The sequence below is a fragment of the Ruegeria sp. D3 genome, assembly GCF_056534465.1.
This window is the reverse complement of the sequence record NZ_JBQFPK010000001.1, coordinates 175,188-195,664: the sequence shown is the minus strand read 5'-3', so window position 1 is coordinate 195,664 and position 20,477 is coordinate 175,188. Positions and strand designations below refer to the sequence as shown.

The following is a 20,477-nucleotide window of genomic DNA, read 5'->3' as shown; positions in this document are numbered from 1 at the left end:
GTTAACCGCCTCTGTTATTCGCGGGCGCCTCTGCAACGTCCTGCATCAGCGACCGGACCACCGTTTCCGAGCCAAACCCGTAGCGTGCCCACCCCAGACTGTCCAGCCTGACGGAACGTGCTTCGGTTGCGCGTCCCGCCTGATTTAGAGCCTCGGATTTCAGCAGCAATAGTGTTGCCAGCTGCGAGGCGTTTTCAGCGCGCGTCATAACGTCGATGGCTTTGTCCAATTCGGGCAGGAATTGCGGTCCGCTACCTTGTGCCAATGCATAAGTTCCAAGTTGAGTCGTGATATACGCCTGATGAATCTCTGTGTTTGGTGTCGCGCGCAGGTATTGCAGGGCGGTGTCATAGTCGCGCAAGGCTTTTTGCGGATTGTCGAACTGCTCCATCCGACCCATCAGAAAATAGGGATAGGCACGACGGTGGTCGGTCCATCCTTGTTCCGCTCCTATCCGGGCGGCGCGACTGGCCGAGCGTAGTCTGGCATCAACACTGCGGTTGGGGTTGAGGGAACTCTGGATGGCTCGAATCCAGTCTCGCGTGGTCTGGGTCGTTGGTTGCGCCGGCACGTTTTCACCGCGCGGGTTCAGACGTTTGAGCACGTCAGGTATGATGGCCTCGACCTCTTCGCGGGTCATGCCGCTGCGCAACTCAGGCGCATAGGCCGCGCGCAGGACCAGCATGTCGAACCCAGTCAGAACGGTGTGTATGTTGTCGTCGTTAAAGATCGAATCCGGTAGATGATACAGGTCGTTCAAAGGGCCCAAAGCCTGCGCAAGCTCTTCGTGTAGGCAGTCGCGTTTTTCCTGTGGGCTCGCGTCAAATGGGATGAAAATGCCCAGTCTTTCCCGGTTACGCAGGCGGAGCCAACTGCTTTTCTGTTTCCGCCGATCCCGGCGGTATTCCTCAAAGTCCGAAGAATTGGGCACCACGAAACAGGCTGCCTGGGGCAGGATGCTTTGGATTTGTTCCTGGCTGACGGCTTCGATGGTGATATTAGCGGGGCCGTCCTGGATTTGCCGGATATCGATCCCGGCTTCACGCTGTAAGCGGGTCAGAAGGCGTCGGAGATCGCGTTGCATCGAAGGGGTGACCTGACCCGTAAGGCGCACGGTTACTGGTTCTTCAAACCGGGTGAATACAGGCAGCGCAGTGCCACTTTCCAACGCGAAGTGAAGCGACACGAAATCCTGCGCGATATTCACGTTGGATCGCGTGGGCGGGGTAGGGCGCGCGGTCGCGAATGACTTGGCCGGCGGCAGGATGTCTTCGGTTGGTTTGACGCGCGTCGGCGGTTCGGGTGGGGTGACCGTGGTGCAGCCTGCAAGGGCCAATCCGAACACCATCGCACCAAGCCTGATCATGGGCGTTGATACCGGATGAAGGGCGTTTGCTTGCCGATACGGTCATAGAGCTTGCGCGCGGTGTGGTTGAATTCCTGCGTCAGCCAATAGACCGAGGGCGCGCCTTGACGGTCAGCTTCGTCATATACAGCCTGAATCAACGCACGGCCGACGCCGGTACCGCGTGATGCCGGGGTTGCGAACAGGTCTTGCAGGTAACAGACAGACTCTTCCTTCCACGCATGACGGTGGAACAGGTAGTGCGTCAGCCCGACCAACTGTCCGGCGCTTTCGGCGACAAAGCAGGAAAAATCGTTCGGGTCATCACCCAAAAGGCGGGCAAAAGTGGTGTCATAGGTGCCGTCGGGAACGGTCGTTTCATAGAACGCCAGATAATCGCGCCATAGTTCAGCCCATTGGGCGCGATCATCAGGCCGCAAGGCGCGGATCGTAAGGGTGTCAGACACTCAGCTTGTCCCATCTGCTCGGATGCCCGGTCTTCGGGCCGTCGTTAACCAATGCTGACAGCCCGCTTGCCGTATGGCAAGGCCGATCACCCCATGATCAGCGTTTGCTACGCGCCATAAAAGCCAGACGTTCGAACAAGTGCACATCCTGTTCGTTCTTAAGCAGCGCGCCGTGAAGCTTGGGTAGGGCATTCGCTCCGTCGCGTTTCAGGTCCCCGGCGGTCAGATCCTCGGCCAGAAGCAGTTTCAACCAGTCCAGCACTTCCGAGGTCGAGGGCTTTTTCTTCAGCCCCTGCGTGTCGCGGATTTCATAGAACTGCGTTAGTGCGGTGGTCAGCAGCGCGTCCTTGATGCCGGGGTGATGAACCTCGACGATGCGGCGCATCGTGGTCTCATCGGGGAAACGGATATAGTGAAAGAAACACCGGCGCAGGAAGGCGTCGGGCAGTTCCTTTTCGTTGTTCGAGGTGATGATCACGATAGGCCGGTTCTTGGCTTTGATCGTCTCACCAGTTTCGTAGACGTGGAACTCCATCTTATCGAGTTCTTGCAGCAGGTCGTTTGGAAATTCGATATCGGCCTTGTCGATCTCGTCAATCAGCAGGACGACCTTTTCGTCGGCATCGAACGCCTGCCACAGCTTGCCCTTGCGGATATAGTTCGACACGTCATGCACGCGCTCATCGCCCAACTGGCTGTCACGCAAGCGGCTGACGGCGTCATATTCGTACAGGCCCTGTTGCGCGCGGGTGGTGGATTTCACGTTCCACTCGATCATCTTCAGACCCAGCGCACCAGCCACCTGTTTGGCCAGCTCGGTTTTGCCGGTGCCGGGTTCGCCCTTGACCAGTAGCGGACGCTCCAGTGTGGCCGCGGCATTCACCGCGATGGTCAAATCATCAGTGGCAACATATTCGGCTGTCCCTTGAAAACGTGCGGTCATGGGGTCCTCATCCTGTATCGCGCGGCCTGTGGTCTTTGGGTTACAGAGCAGTGAGGATTTTTACAACCCGCGTCGCTGCGTGCCGTCGCGCCAAATTGGTCAGCGAGTCCAATGCCTTTGGTTGATTCGAGCGCTGACAGACCCTGCGGCATTTTGGGGGATGCCTTGAAAAGGCCCGCCAATTTTCACAGAAAAACAAGGTTTTGTTGTTTGATGTCTCATATTTAGACTGTTTATGATCACACTTGTTCGGCGCTACGTTTGCATAGTGACAATCCCCGCGCCGTCAGATAAACGCTCCGCAGAAGGGAATGCCTCATGTCTGGTGAAGAGAGTGCACTCGGCGTTGAAGGCCACACCGAGGGAGCAAAAATGAAGCAGGAAGTATTTCTGCCCGAAGATTATCGTCCAGCCGAAGACGAGCCATTTATGAACGACAGGCAGCTTGAGTATTTTCGTCGCAAGCTGTTGGACTGGAAGACCGAACTTTTGGCAGGCAGCCGCGACACGATCGAAGGTTTGCAGGACAACACCCGTAACATCCCCGACGTTGCCGACCGCGCAAGCGAGGAAACCGATCGAGCGTTGGAACTGCGCACGCGCGACCGTCAGCGCAAACTGGTGGCTAAAATCGACTCGGCCCTGCGCCGGATCGATGAGGGTGAGTATGGTTACTGCGAAAAAACAGGCGACCCGATCTCGCTGAAGCGTCTGGATGCGCGCCCGATCGCAACCATGACGCTCGAGGCGCAGGAACGGCATGAGCGTCGCGAAAAGGTCCACCGCGACGATTGATCGTCCTGAAATGTCAAGAATTCAAGCGCCGGGGCCTGTTGCTCCGGCGTTTTTGCGTTAAGGCAATGCTATGAAGATCAATGGTTTGAAGTTTTGCGTGGTTGGCGGCGGCATCGGTGGACTTGCTGCGGCGTTGGCCATGCGCCAGCGCGGTGCGCAGGTGACGGTGCTAGAGCAGGCCCCAGCACTGACCGAGGTCGGAGCGGGCCTTCAGATCAGCGCCAACGGGATGTCCGTTCTGCGCGCCTTGGGGGTTGCGGGGGATCCGCCTGAAGCCGCGCAACTCTCGCACGGAACTATTTTGCGTGACTATCGCAAGGGTCGGGTTATCAGTCGCATCCCAGCCCCTGCGGCGGGTCCGACATTCTACTATCACCGCGCCGATTTGCTGGAGCTGTTGCGACGGGCGTCCGAGGATGCAGGTGTCGACATACGCCTTGGCGCGCGAGTGCAGACGGTTCGCAAACACCCGTCCGAGGTCGAGATCGTGCTGGATGATGAAGAGCGCCTCCGCGTCGAATGTGCCATTGCCGCAGATGGTGGACGCAGCACCCTTCGCCCGATCCTGAACGGCCCCGAGGCCCCAGCCTTCACCCAGCAGATCGCCTGGCGCGCGACGGTGCCTTGGGAGGATAAGGTCGAGAAGTCGCAAGCCTCTCTGACAATGGGGCCGGGGCGGCACATCGTCACCTATCCGCTGCGCGACCAACGCCTGATGAACGTCGTAGCAATTGAAGAACGCTCGGACTGGCAGCAGGAAGGCTGGCGTGTAAAGGGCGATCCCAATGACTTGCGCGCTAGGTTTGCCGATTTTGGAGGGCCGGTGAGAGACATTCTGACAAAGGTCGAAGACACGCATCTGTGGGCACTGTTCCTGCGTCCGGTGGCCGAGAGATGGCAGAACGGACGTTTGGCCCTGTTGGGCGATGCGGCCCATCCGACGTTACCCTTCATGGCGCAAGGAGCGTGTCTGGCGCTCGAGGATGCCTGGGTTCTCGCACGCTCTTTCGACAGCCAATCGGGCGTAAGGCAGGCCCTTGTAGCCTACGAATCCGCGCGCCAACGCCGCGCGCAGCACGTGGTAGCTGCGGCATCCGCAAATGCACGCAATTTTCACTTGCGCGGTCCGATGCGTTTGGCCGCGCAAGCAGTTCTGGCGGCGATAGGTCCGCGCCTGACGCAGAAATACGACTGGATCTACAACTACGACCCAACCGTTTGATCTCAGATGTCCAAATCAACCCAGACTGGCACGTGATCCGAGGGTTTTTCGTGCCCACGCACCTCTTTGTCGATTTGACAGTCTCGCATCAGATCTGCGGCCTGAGGGGTCAGTAGAAAATGGTCGATGCGAATGCCGTCATCCTTGTTCCACGCTCCGGCCTGATAGTCCCAGAAGGAATAGTGGCCCGCACCTTGTACTCGGGCACGGAACGCCTCGGTGAACCCTAGGTTCAGGATATTGCGGAAGGCGGCCCGGCTTTCGGGTCGGAACAAGGCGTCCTCGCGCCATGCATCGGGGCGTTTTGCATCTTCCGCTTGCGGAATGATGTTGTAGTCGCCCGCCATCAACGCAGGCTCTTCGGTTGCCAGCAGGTCACGGGCGCGATCATACAGACGCTCCATCCACGCCAGTTTGTAGTCGTATTTTGGCCCGGGCGCAGGATTTCCGTTCGGTAGATAAAGACCACAAATCCGGATCGCCTGCTTGCCGACAACAGTCGCTTCGATCCAACGCGCTTGTTCATCCTCGTCGTCACCGGGCAAGCCGCGCGTTACATCCTCCAAAGGTAGCTTCGAAAGGATTGCGACACCGTTAAAGCTCTTCTGACCATGCGTTTCGACATTGTATCCGCGTTCTTCGAAGATTTCGCGAGGGAAGTTCTCGTCGACGGATTTAATTTCTTGCAGCAGAGCGATGTCCGGTTGTGCCTCGTCCAGCCACCGGGGCAGGGCCTCGGCCCGCGCTTTGATCCCATTGATGTTGAACGTGGCGATTTTCATGCGCGGCCCTCCAAAGCTGTTGGCAACCTATCGCGCAGAATGAACCCAGCGGCAAGTGGCGGTGAAGGATGCGAGGCTCTGCCTCGCGCTCCGAGGTATTTTTGGCCAGATGAAGAAACGGATTGTTAACCAACTTTTGCGATCTATGGGAGGCGGTACAGGCGGAGGCGCCGATGACCGCGCCAGGTGAAGCTCTCCGGCGGTATGGTCGGAGAGCGGATCCCTCTTCATCTGGCTGAAAATACCTTGGGGGTGTGGGGGCAAAGCCCCCACCTAAGCTACATCGAAAACGACGTGCCGCAGCCACAGGACGATGTGGCGTTGGGATTATCGATGACAAACCGCGCACCAATCAGTTCCTGAGTAAAGTCGATGACCGCGTTTTCCAGAAAGGGTAGGGAAACCGAGTCCACGATGACCTTTTGGCCTTTGCCTTCCAACACAAGATCATCGTCTTTCGGCTGATCCAGCGCAATTTCATATTGAAACCCTGAACATCCACCGCCTTCGACCGCGACGCGTAAAGCCTGCCCTTGATCCGCAGCGCCGATCTCGGCAAGACGGTCAAAGGCGCGTTCGGTGACTGTGGGGGGCAGATTCATGCCGGACTCCAAAGGTTTATTTCCTTGTTCCGCTACAATATATGTAACCAAAGGACAGGCGACAAGGACAAGACCTTTGGACAGAGCGGGTTTTGCCTCGGATCCCGGCCGCGCAAGAGGGCGGTTGGTGCCGGAGGACGAAAGCAGTTTCCGGTCATGCTTTCAGCGCGACCGTGACAGGATCATTCATGCCAGCGCGTTTAGGCGGCTCAAACACAAGACACAAGTGTTTGTCGAACATGAAGGGGACAGCTACCGCACCCGTCTGACCCATTCAATCGAAGTGGCGCAAGTTGCGCGGACTATAGCCGGGGCCTTGGGCCTGAACCCCGAACTGACCGAGGCCGTGGCTCTGGCGCATGATTTGGGTCACACGCCTTTTGGCCATACGGGCGAAGACGCATTGCACGCGCTGATGCGGCCATATGGCGGGTTTGATCACAACGCTCAGGCCATTCGGATTGTCACCAAGCTGGAACGCCATTATGCCGAATTCGACGGTTGCAACCTGACTTGGGAGTGTCTGGAAGGCATTGCCAAGCACAACGGTCCGGTGGTTGGTGAATTGCCCTGGGCGCTGGCCGAGTGCAACGGCGCGTTTGATCTGGAGCTGCACACTCATGCCAGCGCCGAGGCGCAGGTTGCGGCCCTATCCGACGACATTGCCTATAACAATCACGATTTGCTGGACGGGCTGCGGGCGGATTTGTTTAGTGATGATGAAATTCAAGCCCTGCCGATTGTGGGTGTATGCTATGCCGAGGTTGATCGCGCCTATCCAAATCTTGATCCGTATCGGCGCAGGCATGAAGCTCTGCGGCGCGTCTTTGGGGTCATGGTCTCGGATGTGATCGATACATCTGCCGCGTTGATTGCCGAATCCAGAGCGCAATCGGTGGAAGATATCCGCCATTTGGGCCGCCCGGTGATCCAGTTCTCGGGGCAATTGTGGGCGCAGTTGCAGGACATCCGCGCCTTTCTGTTCACCCGGATGTATCGCGCGCCCTCGGTGATGGAGGTGCGGGCCGAAGTTAGCAAGATCGTCGAAGAGTTGTTCCCGATTTATCTCGGGGACCCCCGTCAAATGCCGGCCCGCTGGCACGCTGATATTGAGGCGGCAGGGAATGAAGCCGCACTTGCCCGGATCGTGTCAGACTATATCGCCGGGATGACGGACCGGTTTGCGATACAGGATCATGCACGGTTGACAGGGCGACCCGCGCCGACGGGTCACTCGATCCCGATATAGGCCAGCGCCCAGACCTGTTGGCTGGCTTGAGCGTCGGCTGCGTCTGCATCGTCGGTTGGCGGGAACACGATCATGGTGGGGCCATATCCTCCGACGCCCATCGGTGCACCGTCGGCATGGGTGGCTAAAATGGGTTTGTACGTCGAAATGCTGTCCCATGGGATTTCCGCCTGATATCCGTCCATTGCTATGGGACGTGCGGTTTTTCCTTCGGCCCCCGCAAGGATCATGACATCCGACAGCAGCGGGCCACTAAACGTGTAGTCGCGTTGATGATCGGGCGGGCCATAGGAAATGGTGATCTGAACCTGGGGCAGGCTGTCCAGAAGGGCCGCGTCAAACCCTGCTGCCCCGTCATGAGTCACTTCGAGAAACCCAAGCAGCCCGCCGCCATTCTCGCCCCGCGCGGGCAGGTTGGTCTCAGTGACCGTGCCGCCAAGTGTCACCAGCACATGTCCTTGCGGTGCGGGCATTTCGGCCAGAACGGGCAGGGCATAGGACAGAAGCAGGCTTAGGGGCAGGGCAAGGCGCATGAATGGTCTCCGATCAGGCAATTCCGCGCGACTTTAATGGGGAATGCGCTTAAACCAAGAGCAAACTTTAGGCATCCATTGACCTTACCGCGCTGCGTGATAAACCGCCGGGCAAGCAAAAGGACATCCGAAATGAACCTGTTTTCCGAGATCCGCGCCCTTGTACTGGACGCGCTGGCGCAGATGCAGTCCGAAGGCGCGTTGCCCGAAGGGCTGAGCTTTGACAACGTGGCGGTTGAGCCTCCGCGCGATGCGGCACATGGCGACATGGCGACCAACGCGGCGATGGTGCTGGCTAAACCCGCCAAGATGAAGCCGCGCGACATTGCCGATGTGCTGGCGGGAAAGCTGGCCGCCGATGCCCGGATCACCAGCGCCGAGGTAGCAGGGCCGGGGTTTTTGAACCTGCGTCTGGCGCCATCGGTTTGGCAGGGTGTGTTGGCTGCCGTGCTGGAACAGGGCACCGATTATGGCCGCTCGACCATGGGCCATGGGCAGAAGGTGAACGTGGAATATGTCTCGGCCAATCCCACCGGTCCGCTGCACGTGGGCCATACGCGGGGCGCGGTCTTCGGGGATGCCTTGGCAAGCCTGCTGGCCTATTCCGGCCATGATGTGACGCGTGAGTATTACATCAACGACGGCGGCGCGCAGGTGGATGTACTGGCGCGTTCGGCCTATGAGCGGTATCGCGAGGCCAATGGCCTCAGCCCAGAAATCGCCGAGGGCCTCTATCCCGGTGACTATCTGATCCCGATCGGTGAGGCTCTGAAAGAGAAATACGGCGACAGCCTGATCGACAAGCCCGAGAGCGAGTGGCTGGAAGACCTGCGCAATTTTGCCACCGATGCGATGATGGAACTGATCCGTGCCGATCTGAAGGCGCTGGGCGTTGAGATGGATGTGTTCTTTTCTGAGAAGTCCCTTTACGGTACAGGCCGGATCGAGGCTGCGCTGCAGTCGCTGACCGAGAAGGGTCTGATCTATGAAGGTGTGCTGGAGCCGCCCAAGGGTAAAAAGCCCGAGGATTGGGAGCCGCGCGAGCAGACCCTGTTCAAATCGACCGAACATGGCGATGACGTGGACCGTCCGGTCAAGAAATCAGACGGCGCGTGGACCTATTTCGCGCCCGATATCGCCTATCACTATGACAAGGTAAGCCGTGGTTTTGACGCGCTAATCGACGTGTTTGGTGCCGACCACGGCGGCTATGTCAAACGGATGAAGGCGGCTGTGTCGGCTCTGTCTGACGGTAAGGTGCCGCTGGATATCAAGCTGACCCAGTTGGTAAAGCTGTGGAAGAATGGCGAGCCGTTCAAGATGTCTAAACGGGCAGGGAACTTTGTCACTCTGCGCGATGTGGTGGATCAGGTGGGCCCGGATGTGACCCGTTTCGTGATGCTGACCCGCAAGAATGACGCGCCGCTGGATTTCGATTTTGACAAGGTGCTGGAGCAAAGCCGCGAGAACCCCGTGTTCTACGTGCAATACGCCCATGCCCGCGTCATGAGCGTGCTGCGCCGCGCGGCTGAGGCCGGGATTGCCGCAGATGATGCGACCCTCAAAGGGGCCGATCTGAGTAAGAACGATCACGCATCCGAGCTGACGGTCGCCAAAAAGCTGGCTGAATGGCCGCGACTGGTGGAAATCGCCGCCCGCACAAACGAGCCGCACCGCGTTGCGTTCTACCTCTATGAACTGGCCGGCGACTTCCATGCGCTGTGGAACAAGGGCAACGACGAAACCCAGCTGCGGTTCATCCAGGATGGCGATGTTGCCACAAGCCAGTCAAAAATCGCATTGGCCCGTGCCGTTTCTGTTGTGATTTCAGCGGGCTTGGGTATTCTTGGCGTTACCCCGGCGCAGGAGATGCGGTAACAAACACCGCCCGACGCGCCGGTACGAGGTAGGCAAGAAATGACCCGCGCGCCTTATTTCCCGGCGCGAAACGGGCGGTGAGGCGGACATGGCGAACTACGATTACTCGGGGCAAATGCGTCCCGAGCAGATGCATTACACGAATCAACCGCATCCTCAGGGTGGGTACGACTATTCCGATGAGATGCACGGATACGAAGATGCGCCCCGTGCCGCCGGTTTAGGTCGTATCGTGAATGCGCTGGGCGCGGTTGCATCCCTGGCCTTGGTCGCGGGGATCGGAGTCTGGGGCTACAAGCTTGTAATGCGTGATGTCAGTGGCGTTCCGGTGGTACGTGCTGTTGAAGGCCCGATGCGTATTCAGCCAGAGAACCCCGGTGGAACTCCCGCTGATCATCAGGGCCTTGCAGTAAATACTGTCGCTGCGGTCGGGACGGCTGCGCCTCCGGCGGATCGCCTGATCCTTGCTCCGCGTCCGGTTTCGCTGACAGATGAGGACACGCCGGTTGAACCGCTGCGTGCAACCCCTGCGGTGCATGTGGTTGAAGAGGAAATCTCGAACCAGGAGGCGGCTCAACTGCGTCAAGGCGCGGTTGATGCGTTGGTTGCCGAATTGGCGGGTGAGGCCGAAACGCCTGACACCGAAACAGACGAAGGTGTGCGGCTGGCCTCGTTGGGTCCGTTGGATGATGAACCCGCGATTGATCCTGCCGATCTGGCCGCGCAACTGCCGGACCCTGCGATTGCAGCCCTGCCTGGCGTCCGGCGCTCATTGCGTCCGAACACGCGGCCCGCACGAACGACTGCCAGTGGCATTACTGCATCCAGCAAAACCGAAGATGCTATCAACGCGGCTGTCAAAGCGGCCGTGGGGCTGGATGTCGATCCGAACGCGCTGTCCAAAGGTACACGCATGGCCCAATTGGGCGCGTATGAAAGCCCTGATGTCGCGCGGGCCGAATGGAATCGTCTGAATGGGCGTTTCAGTGAGTATATGGTTGGAAAACAGCGTGTTATCCAGAAAACCTCAAGCGGTGGCCGGACGTTCTATCGCCTTCGGGTTCTGGGCTTTGATGACCTGAGCGATTCACGCCAGTTCTGTGCCGCGCTGCAAGGGCAAGGCGCTGACTGTATCCCGGTGGCCGCTCGGTGACATTCTGCGCCGCAATTACCGACGCCGAGGGGCTGCGCCTGACGCCTCAGGAAAAGAAACTGTTTCGAGAAATGAACCCGTTTGGGTTCATTCTGTTTGCCCGCAATATCGAGACCGAGGATCAAGTCCGCGCTCTGTGTGATGAGTTCCGCGAGGCGGTGGGCCGCAATTGCCCTATCACCATCGATCAGGAAGGCGGACGCGTGCAGCGCCTGCGCCCGCCCATCGCGCGAGAGTGGCTGCCGCCGCTGGATCACGCTGAACGCGCCGGGGATCACGCAGAACGCGCGATGTATCTGCGCTATCGCCTGATCGCGCGGGAATTGTTCGAACTGGGCATCGACAGCAATTGTGCCCCAATGGTTGATCTGGCGCGCGCAGATACGCACGCTTTTCTAAAGAATCGCTGCTATGGGTCTGACCCTAAACAGGTTTCCAAGATCGGGCGCGCCGTCGCTATGGGGCATCTTGAGGGCGGTGTTCTTCCCGTTATCAAGCATATGCCCGGGCACGGGCTGTCAACGCTGGACAGCCACCATGACCTGCCGCATGTGGACCTGACACAAGAAGCGCTGGAAGGGGCTGATTTCGCACCGTTTCGCGCTTTGAACAATCTTCCCATGGGGATGACCGCGCATCTGGTCTATGACCGGATCGACCCGCAACCGGCGACGATTTCACCTACGATGATCGGCCTGATCCGAGATAAGATCGGGTTCGATGGGCTGATTATGACCGACGATATCTCGATGAAAGCCCTTAGCGGTGCGCCCGAAGAGATCGCCCAGCACGCGTTGGCTGCGGGCTGCGACGTGGTCTTGCATTGCAACGGCTCGTATGAGGCCCGCGCTAAAGTGCTGGAGGCCGCTGGCGAGATGACCCCGCAAGCGCAAAAACGCGCCGAAAAGGCACTGTCGATGCGGCAAAAGCCCGTGGAACTTGACATCGAAGCCGCCGAGGCGGAACTATCTGCCCTAATGGGCGGGCAGGTATATGAACGATAACCTTTTCAGCGAAGACCCGGTCTCGGTCGCGGATCGGCTTGCTGCCGAGGCGTTGATTGTTGACGTTGACGGGTTCGAAGGCCCGCTGGACGTGCTGTTGACCCTGTCGCGGACGCAAAAGGTTGACCTTCGGAAAATCTCGGTTCTGGCGCTGGCGCAGCAATATCTGACCTTCGTGGAAAAGGCCCGTGCGCTGCGGATCGAACTGGCGGCTGATTATCTGGTGATGGCCGCGTGGCTCGCCTTTCTGAAATCCCGCCTGCTGCTTCCGCCCGATCCCGATGACGAAGGACCGTCGGGCGAGGAATTGGCCGCGCACCTGGCCTTCCAACTGGAACGTCTGCAGGCCATGCGCGATGCTGCTGCCCGTCTGATGGCGCGCGACCAGCTGGGGCGCGATTTCTTCAAACGCGGGCAGGGCGAGGATATCACCCGCATCCGTACAGTGACCTACTCGGCCACGCTGCTTGACCTGATGCAGGGCTATGCCCGTATTCGTACCCGCGACGAATTCCGACCCTTTGTCATGGACCGCGATGCCGTCTTTACCATGGAACAGGCACTGGAACGGATGCGCCCTCTGATCGGGTTTGCGGGCGCGTGGACGGATATGGAAACCTATCTGCCCGATGGCTGGGACGCCGATCCGGTGCGGCGGCGCTCGGCCACGGCGGCGACATTCGCGGCCTCGTTGGAGCTGGTGAAAGAGGGACATATGGAAATCAAACAGAGCGAGACGTTTGCTCCGATCCATCTGCGCAAGAGGACCGAAACACGTGACTGAAACCTCTGAGGAAACCGGCACACTGTTCGAAGCACCCCCCTTGGCCGAACAGGAGCGCATGGTCGAAGCCGTGCTGTTCGCCAGCGCCGAACCGGTGACGATCGGCGATCTTGAGGCCCGGATGCCTCATGGCAGCGATGCAGCGCAAGCGGTTGATCTGTTGCGCAAACGATACGAAGGCCGCGGCGTGCGCGTGGTGCGCGTGGGCGAAGCCTGGGCCATCCGAACCGCCCCCGATCTGGGTTTTCTGATGCAGAAGGAAACGGTTGAGACCCGCAAACTCAGCCGTGCCGCGATCGAAACGCTGGCCATCGTGGCCTATCACCAGCCCTGCACGCGGGCCGAGATCGAGGAAATCCGTGGCGTGTCCGTCTCGCGTGGGACTATCGACCAGTTGCTGGAAATGGAGTGGATCAGGCTGGGCCGCCGACGGATGACTCCAGGCCGCCCGGTGACCTTCGTTGTAACGCCGCAGTTTCTGGATCATTTCGGGCTGGAAAACGCGCGCGACCTTCCGGGGCTGCAAGAATTGCGCGCCGCCGGGTTGCTGGAAAACCGGCCGCCTCCGGGAACGATCCCAATGGGCGAAGGGCGCGAGGATGAAGATGACGACGAGCAGACCGAACTGTTCGAGGAAGAGTGATCGCGCGGCCCTTTTGTTGACGCAAGAATCACCTATGTTGAGGCGCAGGAAACGGAGTTAAGCAATGAATGCCAATCGAATGATCGATATGATTGTGCGTCAAGTCATGCGTCGGCTTGTGACAAAAGGCGTCGATAAAGGGTTCGACTTGGCGGGCCGAGTTGGAAAGCCGCAGCAAGGACAGCCTTCTGCCAATGATCCTCAAGCTGCCCAGCATATGAAACAGAACGGCGACCGTCAGGCGCAAAACATGAAACAGATGCAGCGGATGACTCGTCAGATGCGACGGTTCATGAAGTTTTAAGAGACAGCTTTAAAGTGCTTGGATAGTTTCAAGCCCTGTCCCTGATAGTTTGACGCGATGCCTGCCCCATAGAGCTGCGTGGGCATTTCAGCCATTTTTTCGTAGACGAGCCGTCCTACGACCTGCCCATGCTCTAGCACGAATGGGGCCTCATGGCAGCGTACCTCCAATACGCCACGTGACCCTGCACCCCCAGCTGCAGCATGACCAAAACCAGGGTCGAAGAAGCCGGCATAGTGCACCCGGAATTCACCAACCATAGCGAGATAAGGGGCCATTTCGGCGGCATACATTGGTGGGATATGAACAGCCTCGCGGCTGACCAGGATATAGAAAGCGCCGGGATCAAGGATGATACGCCCCTCGGTGGTGCGCACTTCTTCCCAATATTCCTGCGGGTCGTATTCACCAATCCGGTCCAGATCGATCACGCCCGTATGGGGCTTGGCACGGTAGCCCACCAGATCAGTGTCAGGCAGGCGCAGGTCAACTGAAAAGCCAAGCCCATCCTGAATGACCGCAGGTCCATCGACCAGCGGGGACTTGTTGTGCAGCGCGCTCAGTTCTGCGTCGCTCAACACGGCTTGTCCTTGACGGAATCTGATTTGGTTCAAACGCATGCCCGGTCGCACTAGAACCGAGAAGGAGCGGGGGCAAATTTCGGCATAGAGCGGGCCGCGGTAGCCAGCGGGCACACGGTCAAATTCGGCCCCTCCATCTGTGATTGTACGTGTCAGCAGATCCAGGCGCCCGGTCGAGCTCTTGGCGTTGGCCACGGCGGTCACGCTGTCAGGCAGGGCCAGCGATTCCATCAGAGGCACCAGATAGACGCATCCCTTTTCCAGAACCGCGCCGTCGGTGATGTCGATGCGGTGCATCTCGAACTCGGTCAGACGGTCGGCGACGGATCGCCCTTCGCCGGCCAGGAACGAGGCACGCACGCGGTAAGCGACTGTTCCAAGGCGCAAATCAAGGCTGGCCGGTTGTACCTGCGCGTCGATGACCGCTGGGTTAGCAGTAATTTCACCGCGTGCGATCATGCCTTCAATTTGCTGGTTTGGGCATACACCTGTCATCTTGATCCCCCCTGATGCCAGAGCGGGATCTGGCCTGTCTGCCATAAACGTCGGTGTGATTTGGTCGGGCTAGCAGGACTCGAACCTGCGACCTTCCGTCCCCCAGACGGACGCGCTACCAGGCTGCGCCATAGCCCGACGTTGAGGTGTTCATAAAGACTTTCCCGGCGGGGGCAAGAGGAAATCATCGCCTTTTTTCTTATCCCGCGGATCGGTTTTCAATTCTGTTCAGAACGGCACGCAATTCCTTTGCGACGGGTGCAATCCGGCGCAAAAGATCGTCGTCGAAATCGGTTCGTGCCCAGGCACGGGCTGCAATTCCAGAAATCTTCGGAGACCGTTCGACATGGACAGGTGCAACCGCTTCTCGCGGCACAGATGTGTTTTGCGGCGTGGCCGGAACGGGTTTTGCAGCAGGGCTTTCCTTAGGCGCACCGGGGGTCGTGCTGCTTTCTCCCAAGTCCAGAGTGATCTGCTGGCTGGGCTCAGGTTTTGCAGTAAATGGAACCACGACCGCGTCGTTTGCCTTGGCTTCGGGTTCGGCCGTTTCATCAAGCCCCTGCGACAGCGACGCCACATAAGCCACGCCTTGCTCACGCAGAATGCGCTGCACGCCTTTGATGGTGATCCCATCGTCGTGCAGCAGCTTTTTGATACCTCCAAGCAGGCGCATGTCATTGGGTCGATAATACCGCCTGCCACCCGCGCGTTTGACCGGTTTCACCTGTGTGAATCGGCTTTCCCAAAATCGCAGAACATGTGCCTGAACACCCAGCCAGTCCGCAACTTCACTGATCGTGCGAAAGGCGTCGGGTGACTTGCTCATGGTGTCGCTGTCCTGATGTTACTTGCGGTTCCCAGCGGCGACGCGATCCTTCATCAGGTGCGACGGGCGAAAGGTCAGCACGCGACGCGGCTGAATAGGAACCTCTTCCCCGGTTTTGGGGTTGCGGCCGATGCGGGCAGTTTTGTCCCGAACGCTGAAAGTCCCGAAGGATGAAATCTTGACCTGTTCGCCGCGCACAAGCGCGTCGGACATATGGTTCAGAACGCTTTCGACCAGTTGCGCGCTTTCATTGCGTGAGAGGCCTACCTCACGAAAGACGGCCTCGCTCAGATCCATTCGGGTCAGTGTTTTGTCGCCCATGCCAATTCCCCTGTTGATGGTAAAGCATAGGGTCAGGGCAAATTCACTGTCAATATCAATGAATTGCACGGCTGTGTGTAAGCCGTTTTGCGCCTGTTACCACCGCAGGAGGACAGAACCCCACGCCAATCCACCCCCGATTGCCTCTGTCACTAGCAAATCGCCGGGTTTGAACTGCCCGCGTTGCTTGGCGACGGACATAGCCAAGGGAATCGATGCAGCAGACGTATTGCCGTGGTCCTGAAGCGTCACGACAACGTGATCCATGGGAACGCCCAGCTTCTTAGCGGTGCCCTGAATGATGCGAATATTCGCCTGATGGGGAACGATCCAGTCCACATCCTCATGTCCAAGACCAACTTTTTCCAAGCAAGTCTCGGCAGTGGCGGTCAGACGTTCCACCGCTTGGCGGAAGAGTTGGTTGCCCTTCATGCGAAGAAAACCAGTGGTCTGGGTCGAGACGCCTCCGTCCACGTAAAGCAGGTCTTTGTAGCGGCCGTCGGAATTCAGGTCAGTAGCCAGGATACCGCGATCCTCGGCTGTACCAACCCCTTCTTGGCGTTCAAGAATCAAGGCACCAGCGCCATCACCGAACAACACACAGGTGGAACGGTCCGTCCAATCCATGATTCGGGAAAAAGTCTCGGCCCCGATCACCAGAACCCGTTTGACCTGATCCGACAAGATTAGAGCGTTGGCATTGGTCAGAGCGTAGACGAATCCCGCACAAACGGCCTGGACGTCAAAGGCAAAACCTTTGGTCATACCCAACCGTGATTGCACCATGGTGGCCGCTGAAGGGAAGGTCAGGTCCGCCGTCGAAGTTGCCAGCACGATGGCGTCGATGTCATCCGCTGTCAGTCCGGCATCCGCCAGTGCGGCTTCGGCTGCCTTGGTCGCCATGTCCGAGGTGGTTTCACCTTCGGCTGCGAAATGGCGGCGTTCGATACCCGAGCGGGTTTTGATCCACTCATCAGATGTATCAAGCGACTTTTCAAACTCGGAATTCGGAACGATGCGCTCTGGCAAATAATGTCCGACACCTACAACAACTGAACGGCCTGCCATGTTGGGGTACTGCCTTTTTTGTTATTCGCCCGCCTTGGACGGTGCGTGGGCGGCATCTTGTGCAAGCTCGACCGTCGATGCAACCCGTGCCGCCAATTTTTCAGAGAACCCGGATTGCGCCAGGGTAAAGGCCAGTTTCACGGCGGCTGAAACTCCGGTGGCATCTGCACCGCCATGAGATTTCACGACCGTGCCGTTGAGACCCAGGAAAACCCCGCCATTCACACGGCGCGGGTCGATACGTTTCTTCAACCGGTTCAGCGAGGTGATGGCCAGAACCGACGCCAGCCGGGACAAGGGCGAGTACTTGAATGCCTGACGCAGAAGGTCCCCGATCAAGCTGGCCGTGCCTTCGCCGGTCTTGATTGCGACATTGCCGGTAAACCCGTCGGTTACAATGACATCCGCCTTGTCACCGGGGATGTCGCTCCCTTCAACAAAGCCCACGAAATCAAAGCTGGCCTGTTCCGCAAATTCCGAGATCATGGCGTGCGCTTCTTTCAATTCAGCGCGGCCCTTGTGTTCTTCGGTGCCCACATTCAGCAGGCCGATCCGGGGACGCTCTAGCGCCATGCCGTTGCGCGCGTATGAGGCGCCCATCAACGCGTATTGCAACAGATCCTTCGCGTCGGCGCGCACATCGGCGCCCACATCCAGCATCACGTTGAACCCCTGCGGGTTGCGCGAAGGCCACAGAATCGCGATAGCCGGGCGGTTCACACCCGGCAGTTTGCGCAGCCGTATCATCGACAGCGCCATCAGCGCGCCGGTGTTGCCGCAGGACACTGCACCATGCGCTTCGCCCTGACGCACTGATTCCAGCGTCGACCACATCGAGGTTTGCTTGCCGTTGCGCACAACCTGACTGGGCTTGTCCTCCATGGTGACCACGTCGGTGCAATCACGAAAAACGACGCGCCCGTTCAGGACACGCCGTTTGGCAACAAGCTTGCGAAGCGGGGCTTCAGGCCCGTGCAGGATGAACGCAATATCGGGGTTCTTATCCGCCGATTTGGCAATGCCCGCCACAACAGCGGCGGGTCCCGAATCTCCGCCCATAGCGTCAACCGAGATGGTGATCCGTCCGGCTTGCGAGGGCTGATCCGTCATGCCTTGGCCTGCGCGTTAAAAGGCTTAGGCCGCGTCTTCGTCCAGGTCGATTTCGTCGGCCTGCGCGACGACTTCGCGGTCATCATAGTGGCCGCAGGACGCACATACGTGGTGCGGGCGCTTCAGTTCGCCGCAGTTTGCGCATTCGTTCGGGTTTGCAGCAACCAGAGCGTCGTGTGCGCGACGGTTGTTGCGACGCGACTTGGAAACTTTGTTCTGTTGGACGGCCATGGTCTCAACCTTTGTCTACTGAGGGTCCGCAGATTCGCTGCCGACCGGGTTTCATTCTTCGTTTTTTACGTGGTTTGACGCGCGTTTAGGGGACGAGCCCCGCAATGTCCAACCCAAATTCCGATGAGCGCGCGAAAATACTGCGATTCTCGACATGTTCAAGCGATTTTTCTGAGGGCGTGCTATGACAGGAAATCTGTCCCGTGTCACTCGTCTTTTTTCAGTGCATCGCGCAGGCTGGCAAGCCCGGCAAAGGGTTTGGCATCTTCATCTGTCATCGCCTGTTTGCCCGGCTCCGTATAGTCGGCCTGTTCCAGTTCCGCACCGTCCTTGCGGGGATATTGGGGCAGGGCAAGCGACAGGGCCTCGGTCATTACCAGGCCCGGGTCGATCTCGGGACCCAATGGTTCCGACTCGTCGCCTTCGGGGATTTCGAACTCTTCCTCGTCGGGGTCGGTCCAGTCGGCCAGATAGACCCGCGTGACGGGTATATCGATCCGGGTCGTAACGGGTTCTAGCGTGACCACACAGGGTTGAATCACTGTCGCTCCCAGCTTGCCCGCCAGCACCCAGTCGCGTTTACCCTGAGCCCGGACATCGCCAACAAAGCTCAGCTTGCGCAGGCCCAGCAGGCCCAGATCTTCTCGGATAACCGCAAGCTCTTTGGCGTCAGGGCGCAGGTCAAACGGGGTTGATGTGTTTTGGGGCAGGTCGGCCACCCGTAGAGATGTCTGGTTGCTCATTCGTGACCCTTTCCTGTGTTGAACCGGGGCTGCGGTTTGATGTAAGCGGATAGGGTCCGCAAGGGGCCAAGGCAAGAGGGTGCGCATGTTAAAGGTTGTGAACAGGTTGAAACCGGCGTCCAGAACGCTTGTCTTTACGGCCTGTCTGGCGGTGGCTAGCGCTTGTACACCGATTTTCGAGAATCACGGCTATATCCCTCCGGCAGAGGAACTGGCCGAGATAAAGGTCGGCGTAGATACCCGCGACAGCGTGATCGAGGCGGTTGGCGCTCCCAGCTCCTCTGGTGTAGTGCGGGATTCGGGTTTCTACTATGTGCGCTCGAAGGTGCGCCACTACGGCCCCAAGCGACCCGAGGTGGTCGAGCGTCAGTTGGTTGCGATCAGCTTTGACCAGCGGGGCGTGGTCCGAAATATCGAGCGCTTTGGTCTGGAAGACGGTATTATCGTGCAGCTTGACCGGCGTGTCACCGAGTCGAGCATCGAAGGCACGGGCTTTTTGCGTCAGCTTTTGGGTAATATCGGCAACTTCAATCCGGCAAACATTCCAGGCGCGACCAACTAATTCGTGGTTCTGTCTTGCCGTCGTCATGGGACGGTCACACATAGTGTGATACCCACGCGACAAGTTGAAACGGGTCGGCAACCGCGGAGGATGCGACCATGGCTCTATTGCTTGGCAAAGGCCGATATCGCGCGCGTCTGGCGCAAGACGAACAGGATCTGAGGGCGGCTCAGCGGTTACGCACCCTGGCCTTTGCGACGGATCAAACCGACAGTGACGCGTTTGATCCGATCTGTACCCATGTCCTGGTCGAGGATACCAGATCAGACGGGCGCCTGGTGTGCTGCTTTCGCATGTTCACGATGGAAAATGGGGCCGAGGTCGGTCGCAGCTATTCCGCTCAGTTTTACGATTTGTCCGCACTTGAGGATTTTCAGGGGCGGATGATCGAAATGGGGCGGTTCTGCATCCATCCCGATTGGACTGATCCCGATATCCTACGCATGGCCTGGGGGGCGATGACGGCCTATGTGGATCAGAACAACATCGAAATGCTATTTGGCTGTTCATCTTTTGCTGGCACCGAGACAGACAAGTATCTGGACGCGTTCGCAATGCTCAAACACCGCCATCTGGCGCCGAAACGCTGGCTGCCACGGGTCAAGGCGCCCGATGTGTTCCGCTTTGCAGCGCGTCTGCGGAGGCGGCCTGATGCGAAAAAGGCGATGCTGCGGATGCCGCCCTTGCTACGCACCTATCTGATGATGGGCGGCTGGGTCAGTGATCATGCGGTGGTGGACCGGCACATGAACACGCTGCACGTGTTCACCGGGCTTGAAATCGGGGCGATTCCGCCGGAGCGCAAACGGTTGCTGCGCACAGTGGCCGGGTAATCA

General features: G+C 58.8%; 24 protein-coding genes and 1 tRNA gene. 11 read left to right on the top strand and 14 right to left on the bottom strand.

The window, feature by feature from the left end; translation table 11 throughout:
- Position 1: 1 nt before the first annotated feature.
- From ACR0DX_RS00975 to ACR0DX_RS00965, 3 genes are all read right to left on the bottom strand, one after another.
- A complete protein-coding gene (locus ACR0DX_RS00975) occupies positions 2-1,366 on the bottom strand; it encodes a DUF2927 domain-containing protein (RefSeq protein WP_170354460.1) in 1,365 nt (454 codons plus the stop codon).
- Positions 1,363-1,812, bottom strand: coding sequence for a GNAT family N-acetyltransferase (locus tag ACR0DX_RS00970; RefSeq protein WP_170354459.1), 450 nt, complete (start codon positions 1,810-1,812; stop codon positions 1,363-1,365). The genes ACR0DX_RS00975 and ACR0DX_RS00970 overlap by 4 nt, the downstream gene beginning before the upstream one ends.
- 97 nt (positions 1,813-1,909) lie before the next feature.
- The gene (locus tag ACR0DX_RS00965; RefSeq protein WP_170354458.1) at positions 1,910-2,755 is read right to left on the bottom strand and encodes an AAA family ATPase; all 846 of its coding nucleotides are present in this window, start codon (positions 2,753-2,755) and stop codon (positions 1,910-1,912) included.
- Positions 2,756-3,127: 372 nt separating this feature from the next.
- On the opposite strand from ACR0DX_RS00965, the gene dksA reads away from it, so the two are divergent.
- Both dksA and ACR0DX_RS00955 read left to right on the top strand, forming a co-directional pair.
- Positions 3,128-3,550, top strand: a complete 423-nt coding sequence (gene dksA, locus ACR0DX_RS00960; RefSeq protein WP_170354457.1) for an RNA polymerase-binding protein DksA — start codon at positions 3,128-3,130, stop codon at positions 3,548-3,550.
- Between the two features lie 70 nt (positions 3,551-3,620).
- On the top strand, positions 3,621-4,772 hold the full coding sequence (locus tag ACR0DX_RS00955; RefSeq protein WP_170354456.1) for an FAD-dependent monooxygenase: 1,152 nt from the start codon (positions 3,621-3,623) through the stop codon (positions 4,770-4,772).
- 2 nt (positions 4,773-4,774) lie between these two features.
- Here ACR0DX_RS00955 and xth read toward each other — a convergent pair whose 3' ends face one another.
- Together xth and ACR0DX_RS00945 are read right to left on the bottom strand one after the other, a co-directional pair.
- Positions 4,775-5,554 (bottom strand): exodeoxyribonuclease III, encoded by a 780-nt coding sequence (xth, locus tag ACR0DX_RS00950; protein WP_170354455.1) that lies wholly within the window; start codon positions 5,552-5,554, stop codon positions 4,775-4,777.
- Positions 5,555-5,832: 278 nt separating this feature from the next.
- Entirely contained in the window at positions 5,833-6,156 is a 324-nt protein-coding gene (locus tag ACR0DX_RS00945) for a HesB/IscA family protein (protein ID WP_170354454.1), read from the bottom strand.
- A 76-nt stretch (positions 6,157-6,232) separates the two neighbouring features.
- Here ACR0DX_RS00945 and ACR0DX_RS00940 point away from each other — a divergent pair, with 76 nt between their 5' ends.
- Positions 6,233-7,405: a deoxyguanosinetriphosphate triphosphohydrolase gene (locus ACR0DX_RS00940; RefSeq protein ID WP_480844897.1), complete on the top strand. Its 1,173-nt coding sequence runs from the start codon at positions 6,233-6,235 to the stop codon at positions 7,403-7,405.
- On the opposite strand, the gene ACR0DX_RS00935 is transcribed toward ACR0DX_RS00940, so the two are convergent.
- On the bottom strand, positions 7,387-7,938 hold the full coding sequence (locus tag ACR0DX_RS00935) for a putative pterin-binding protein (protein ID WP_480844895.1): 552 nt from the start codon (positions 7,936-7,938) through the stop codon (positions 7,387-7,389). The two genes, ACR0DX_RS00940 and ACR0DX_RS00935, sit on opposite strands and share 19 nt — an antisense overlap.
- A gap of 132 nt (positions 7,939-8,070) precedes the next feature.
- On the opposite strand from ACR0DX_RS00935, the gene argS reads away from it, so the two are divergent.
- The 6 genes from argS (at position 8,071) to ACR0DX_RS00905 (ending at position 13,704) form a co-directional block, all read left to right on the top strand.
- Positions 8,071-9,816, top strand: a complete 1,746-nt coding sequence (argS, locus tag ACR0DX_RS00930) for an arginine--tRNA ligase (protein WP_170354451.1) — start codon at positions 8,071-8,073, stop codon at positions 9,814-9,816.
- 88 nt (positions 9,817-9,904) lie between these two features.
- Positions 9,905-10,969, top strand: coding sequence for an SPOR domain-containing protein (locus ACR0DX_RS00925; RefSeq protein WP_170354450.1), 1,065 nt, complete (start codon positions 9,905-9,907; stop codon positions 10,967-10,969).
- Positions 10,966-11,973: a beta-N-acetylhexosaminidase gene (nagZ, locus tag ACR0DX_RS00920; RefSeq protein ID WP_170354449.1), complete on the top strand. Its 1,008-nt coding sequence runs from the start codon at positions 10,966-10,968 to the stop codon at positions 11,971-11,973. The genes ACR0DX_RS00925 and nagZ overlap by 4 nt, the downstream gene beginning before the upstream one ends.
- Positions 11,963-12,757, top strand: coding sequence for a segregation and condensation protein A (locus ACR0DX_RS00915; RefSeq protein ID WP_170354448.1), 795 nt, complete (start codon positions 11,963-11,965; stop codon positions 12,755-12,757). Before nagZ ends, ACR0DX_RS00915 begins: the two co-directional genes overlap by 11 nt.
- The gene (gene scpB, locus ACR0DX_RS00910) at positions 12,750-13,400 is read left to right on the top strand and encodes an SMC-Scp complex subunit ScpB (protein WP_170354447.1); all 651 of its coding nucleotides are present in this window, start codon (positions 12,750-12,752) and stop codon (positions 13,398-13,400) included. Before ACR0DX_RS00915 ends, scpB begins: the two co-directional genes overlap by 8 nt.
- Before the next feature lie 64 nt (positions 13,401-13,464).
- Positions 13,465-13,704 (top strand): hypothetical protein, encoded by a 240-nt coding sequence (locus ACR0DX_RS00905; RefSeq protein ID WP_170354446.1) that lies wholly within the window; start codon positions 13,465-13,467, stop codon positions 13,702-13,704.
- Here ACR0DX_RS00905 and ACR0DX_RS00900 read toward each other — a convergent pair.
- The 8 genes from ACR0DX_RS00900 to ACR0DX_RS00865 all read right to left on the bottom strand — a co-directional run bounded on the left by ACR0DX_RS00900 (position 13,701) and on the right by ACR0DX_RS00865 (position 19,079).
- Complete coding sequence (locus ACR0DX_RS00900) at positions 13,701-14,780, bottom strand: 2'-deoxycytidine 5'-triphosphate deaminase (protein WP_170354445.1); 1,080 nt, start codon at positions 14,778-14,780, stop codon at positions 13,701-13,703. The genes ACR0DX_RS00905 and ACR0DX_RS00900 overlap by 4 nt on opposite strands.
- A 61-nt stretch (positions 14,781-14,841) precedes the next feature.
- Positions 14,842-14,918: transfer RNA gene (locus ACR0DX_RS00895), tRNA-Pro, on the bottom strand.
- A 61-nt stretch (positions 14,919-14,979) separates the two neighbouring features.
- Positions 14,980-15,606: a MerR family transcriptional regulator gene (locus tag ACR0DX_RS00890; RefSeq protein ID WP_170354444.1), complete on the bottom strand. Its 627-nt coding sequence runs from the start codon at positions 15,604-15,606 to the stop codon at positions 14,980-14,982.
- 18 nt (positions 15,607-15,624) lie between these two features.
- Positions 15,625-15,927, bottom strand: a complete 303-nt coding sequence (ihfA, locus tag ACR0DX_RS00885) for an integration host factor subunit alpha (protein ID WP_008755922.1) — start codon at positions 15,925-15,927, stop codon at positions 15,625-15,627.
- 96 nt (positions 15,928-16,023) lie between these two features.
- Positions 16,024-16,995 carry a beta-ketoacyl-ACP synthase III gene (locus ACR0DX_RS00880; RefSeq protein ID WP_170354443.1) on the bottom strand — a complete coding sequence of 324 codons (972 nt, stop codon included), beginning with the start codon at positions 16,993-16,995 and terminating at the stop codon, positions 16,024-16,026.
- A 21-nt stretch (positions 16,996-17,016) separates the two neighbouring features.
- A complete protein-coding gene (plsX, locus tag ACR0DX_RS00875) occupies positions 17,017-18,105 on the bottom strand; it encodes a phosphate acyltransferase PlsX (RefSeq protein WP_170354442.1) in 1,089 nt (362 codons plus the stop codon).
- 24 nt (positions 18,106-18,129) lie between these two features.
- Complete coding sequence (gene rpmF, locus ACR0DX_RS00870; protein ID WP_037316137.1) at positions 18,130-18,336, bottom strand: 50S ribosomal protein L32; 207 nt, start codon at positions 18,334-18,336, stop codon at positions 18,130-18,132.
- A gap of 206 nt (positions 18,337-18,542) precedes the next feature.
- Entirely contained in the window at positions 18,543-19,079 is a 537-nt protein-coding gene (locus ACR0DX_RS00865) for a DUF177 domain-containing protein (RefSeq protein ID WP_170354441.1), read from the bottom strand.
- A gap of 85 nt (positions 19,080-19,164) precedes the next feature.
- On the opposite strand from ACR0DX_RS00865, the gene ACR0DX_RS00860 reads away from it, so the two are divergent.
- A complete protein-coding gene (locus ACR0DX_RS00860; protein WP_170354440.1) occupies positions 19,165-19,641 on the top strand; it encodes an outer membrane protein assembly factor BamE domain-containing protein in 477 nt (158 codons plus the stop codon).
- A 98-nt stretch (positions 19,642-19,739) separates the two neighbouring features.
- Complete coding sequence (locus ACR0DX_RS00855) at positions 19,740-20,474, top strand: GNAT family N-acyltransferase (protein WP_170354439.1); 735 nt, start codon at positions 19,740-19,742, stop codon at positions 20,472-20,474.
- The last annotated feature ends 3 nt before the right edge of the window (positions 20,475-20,477 follow it).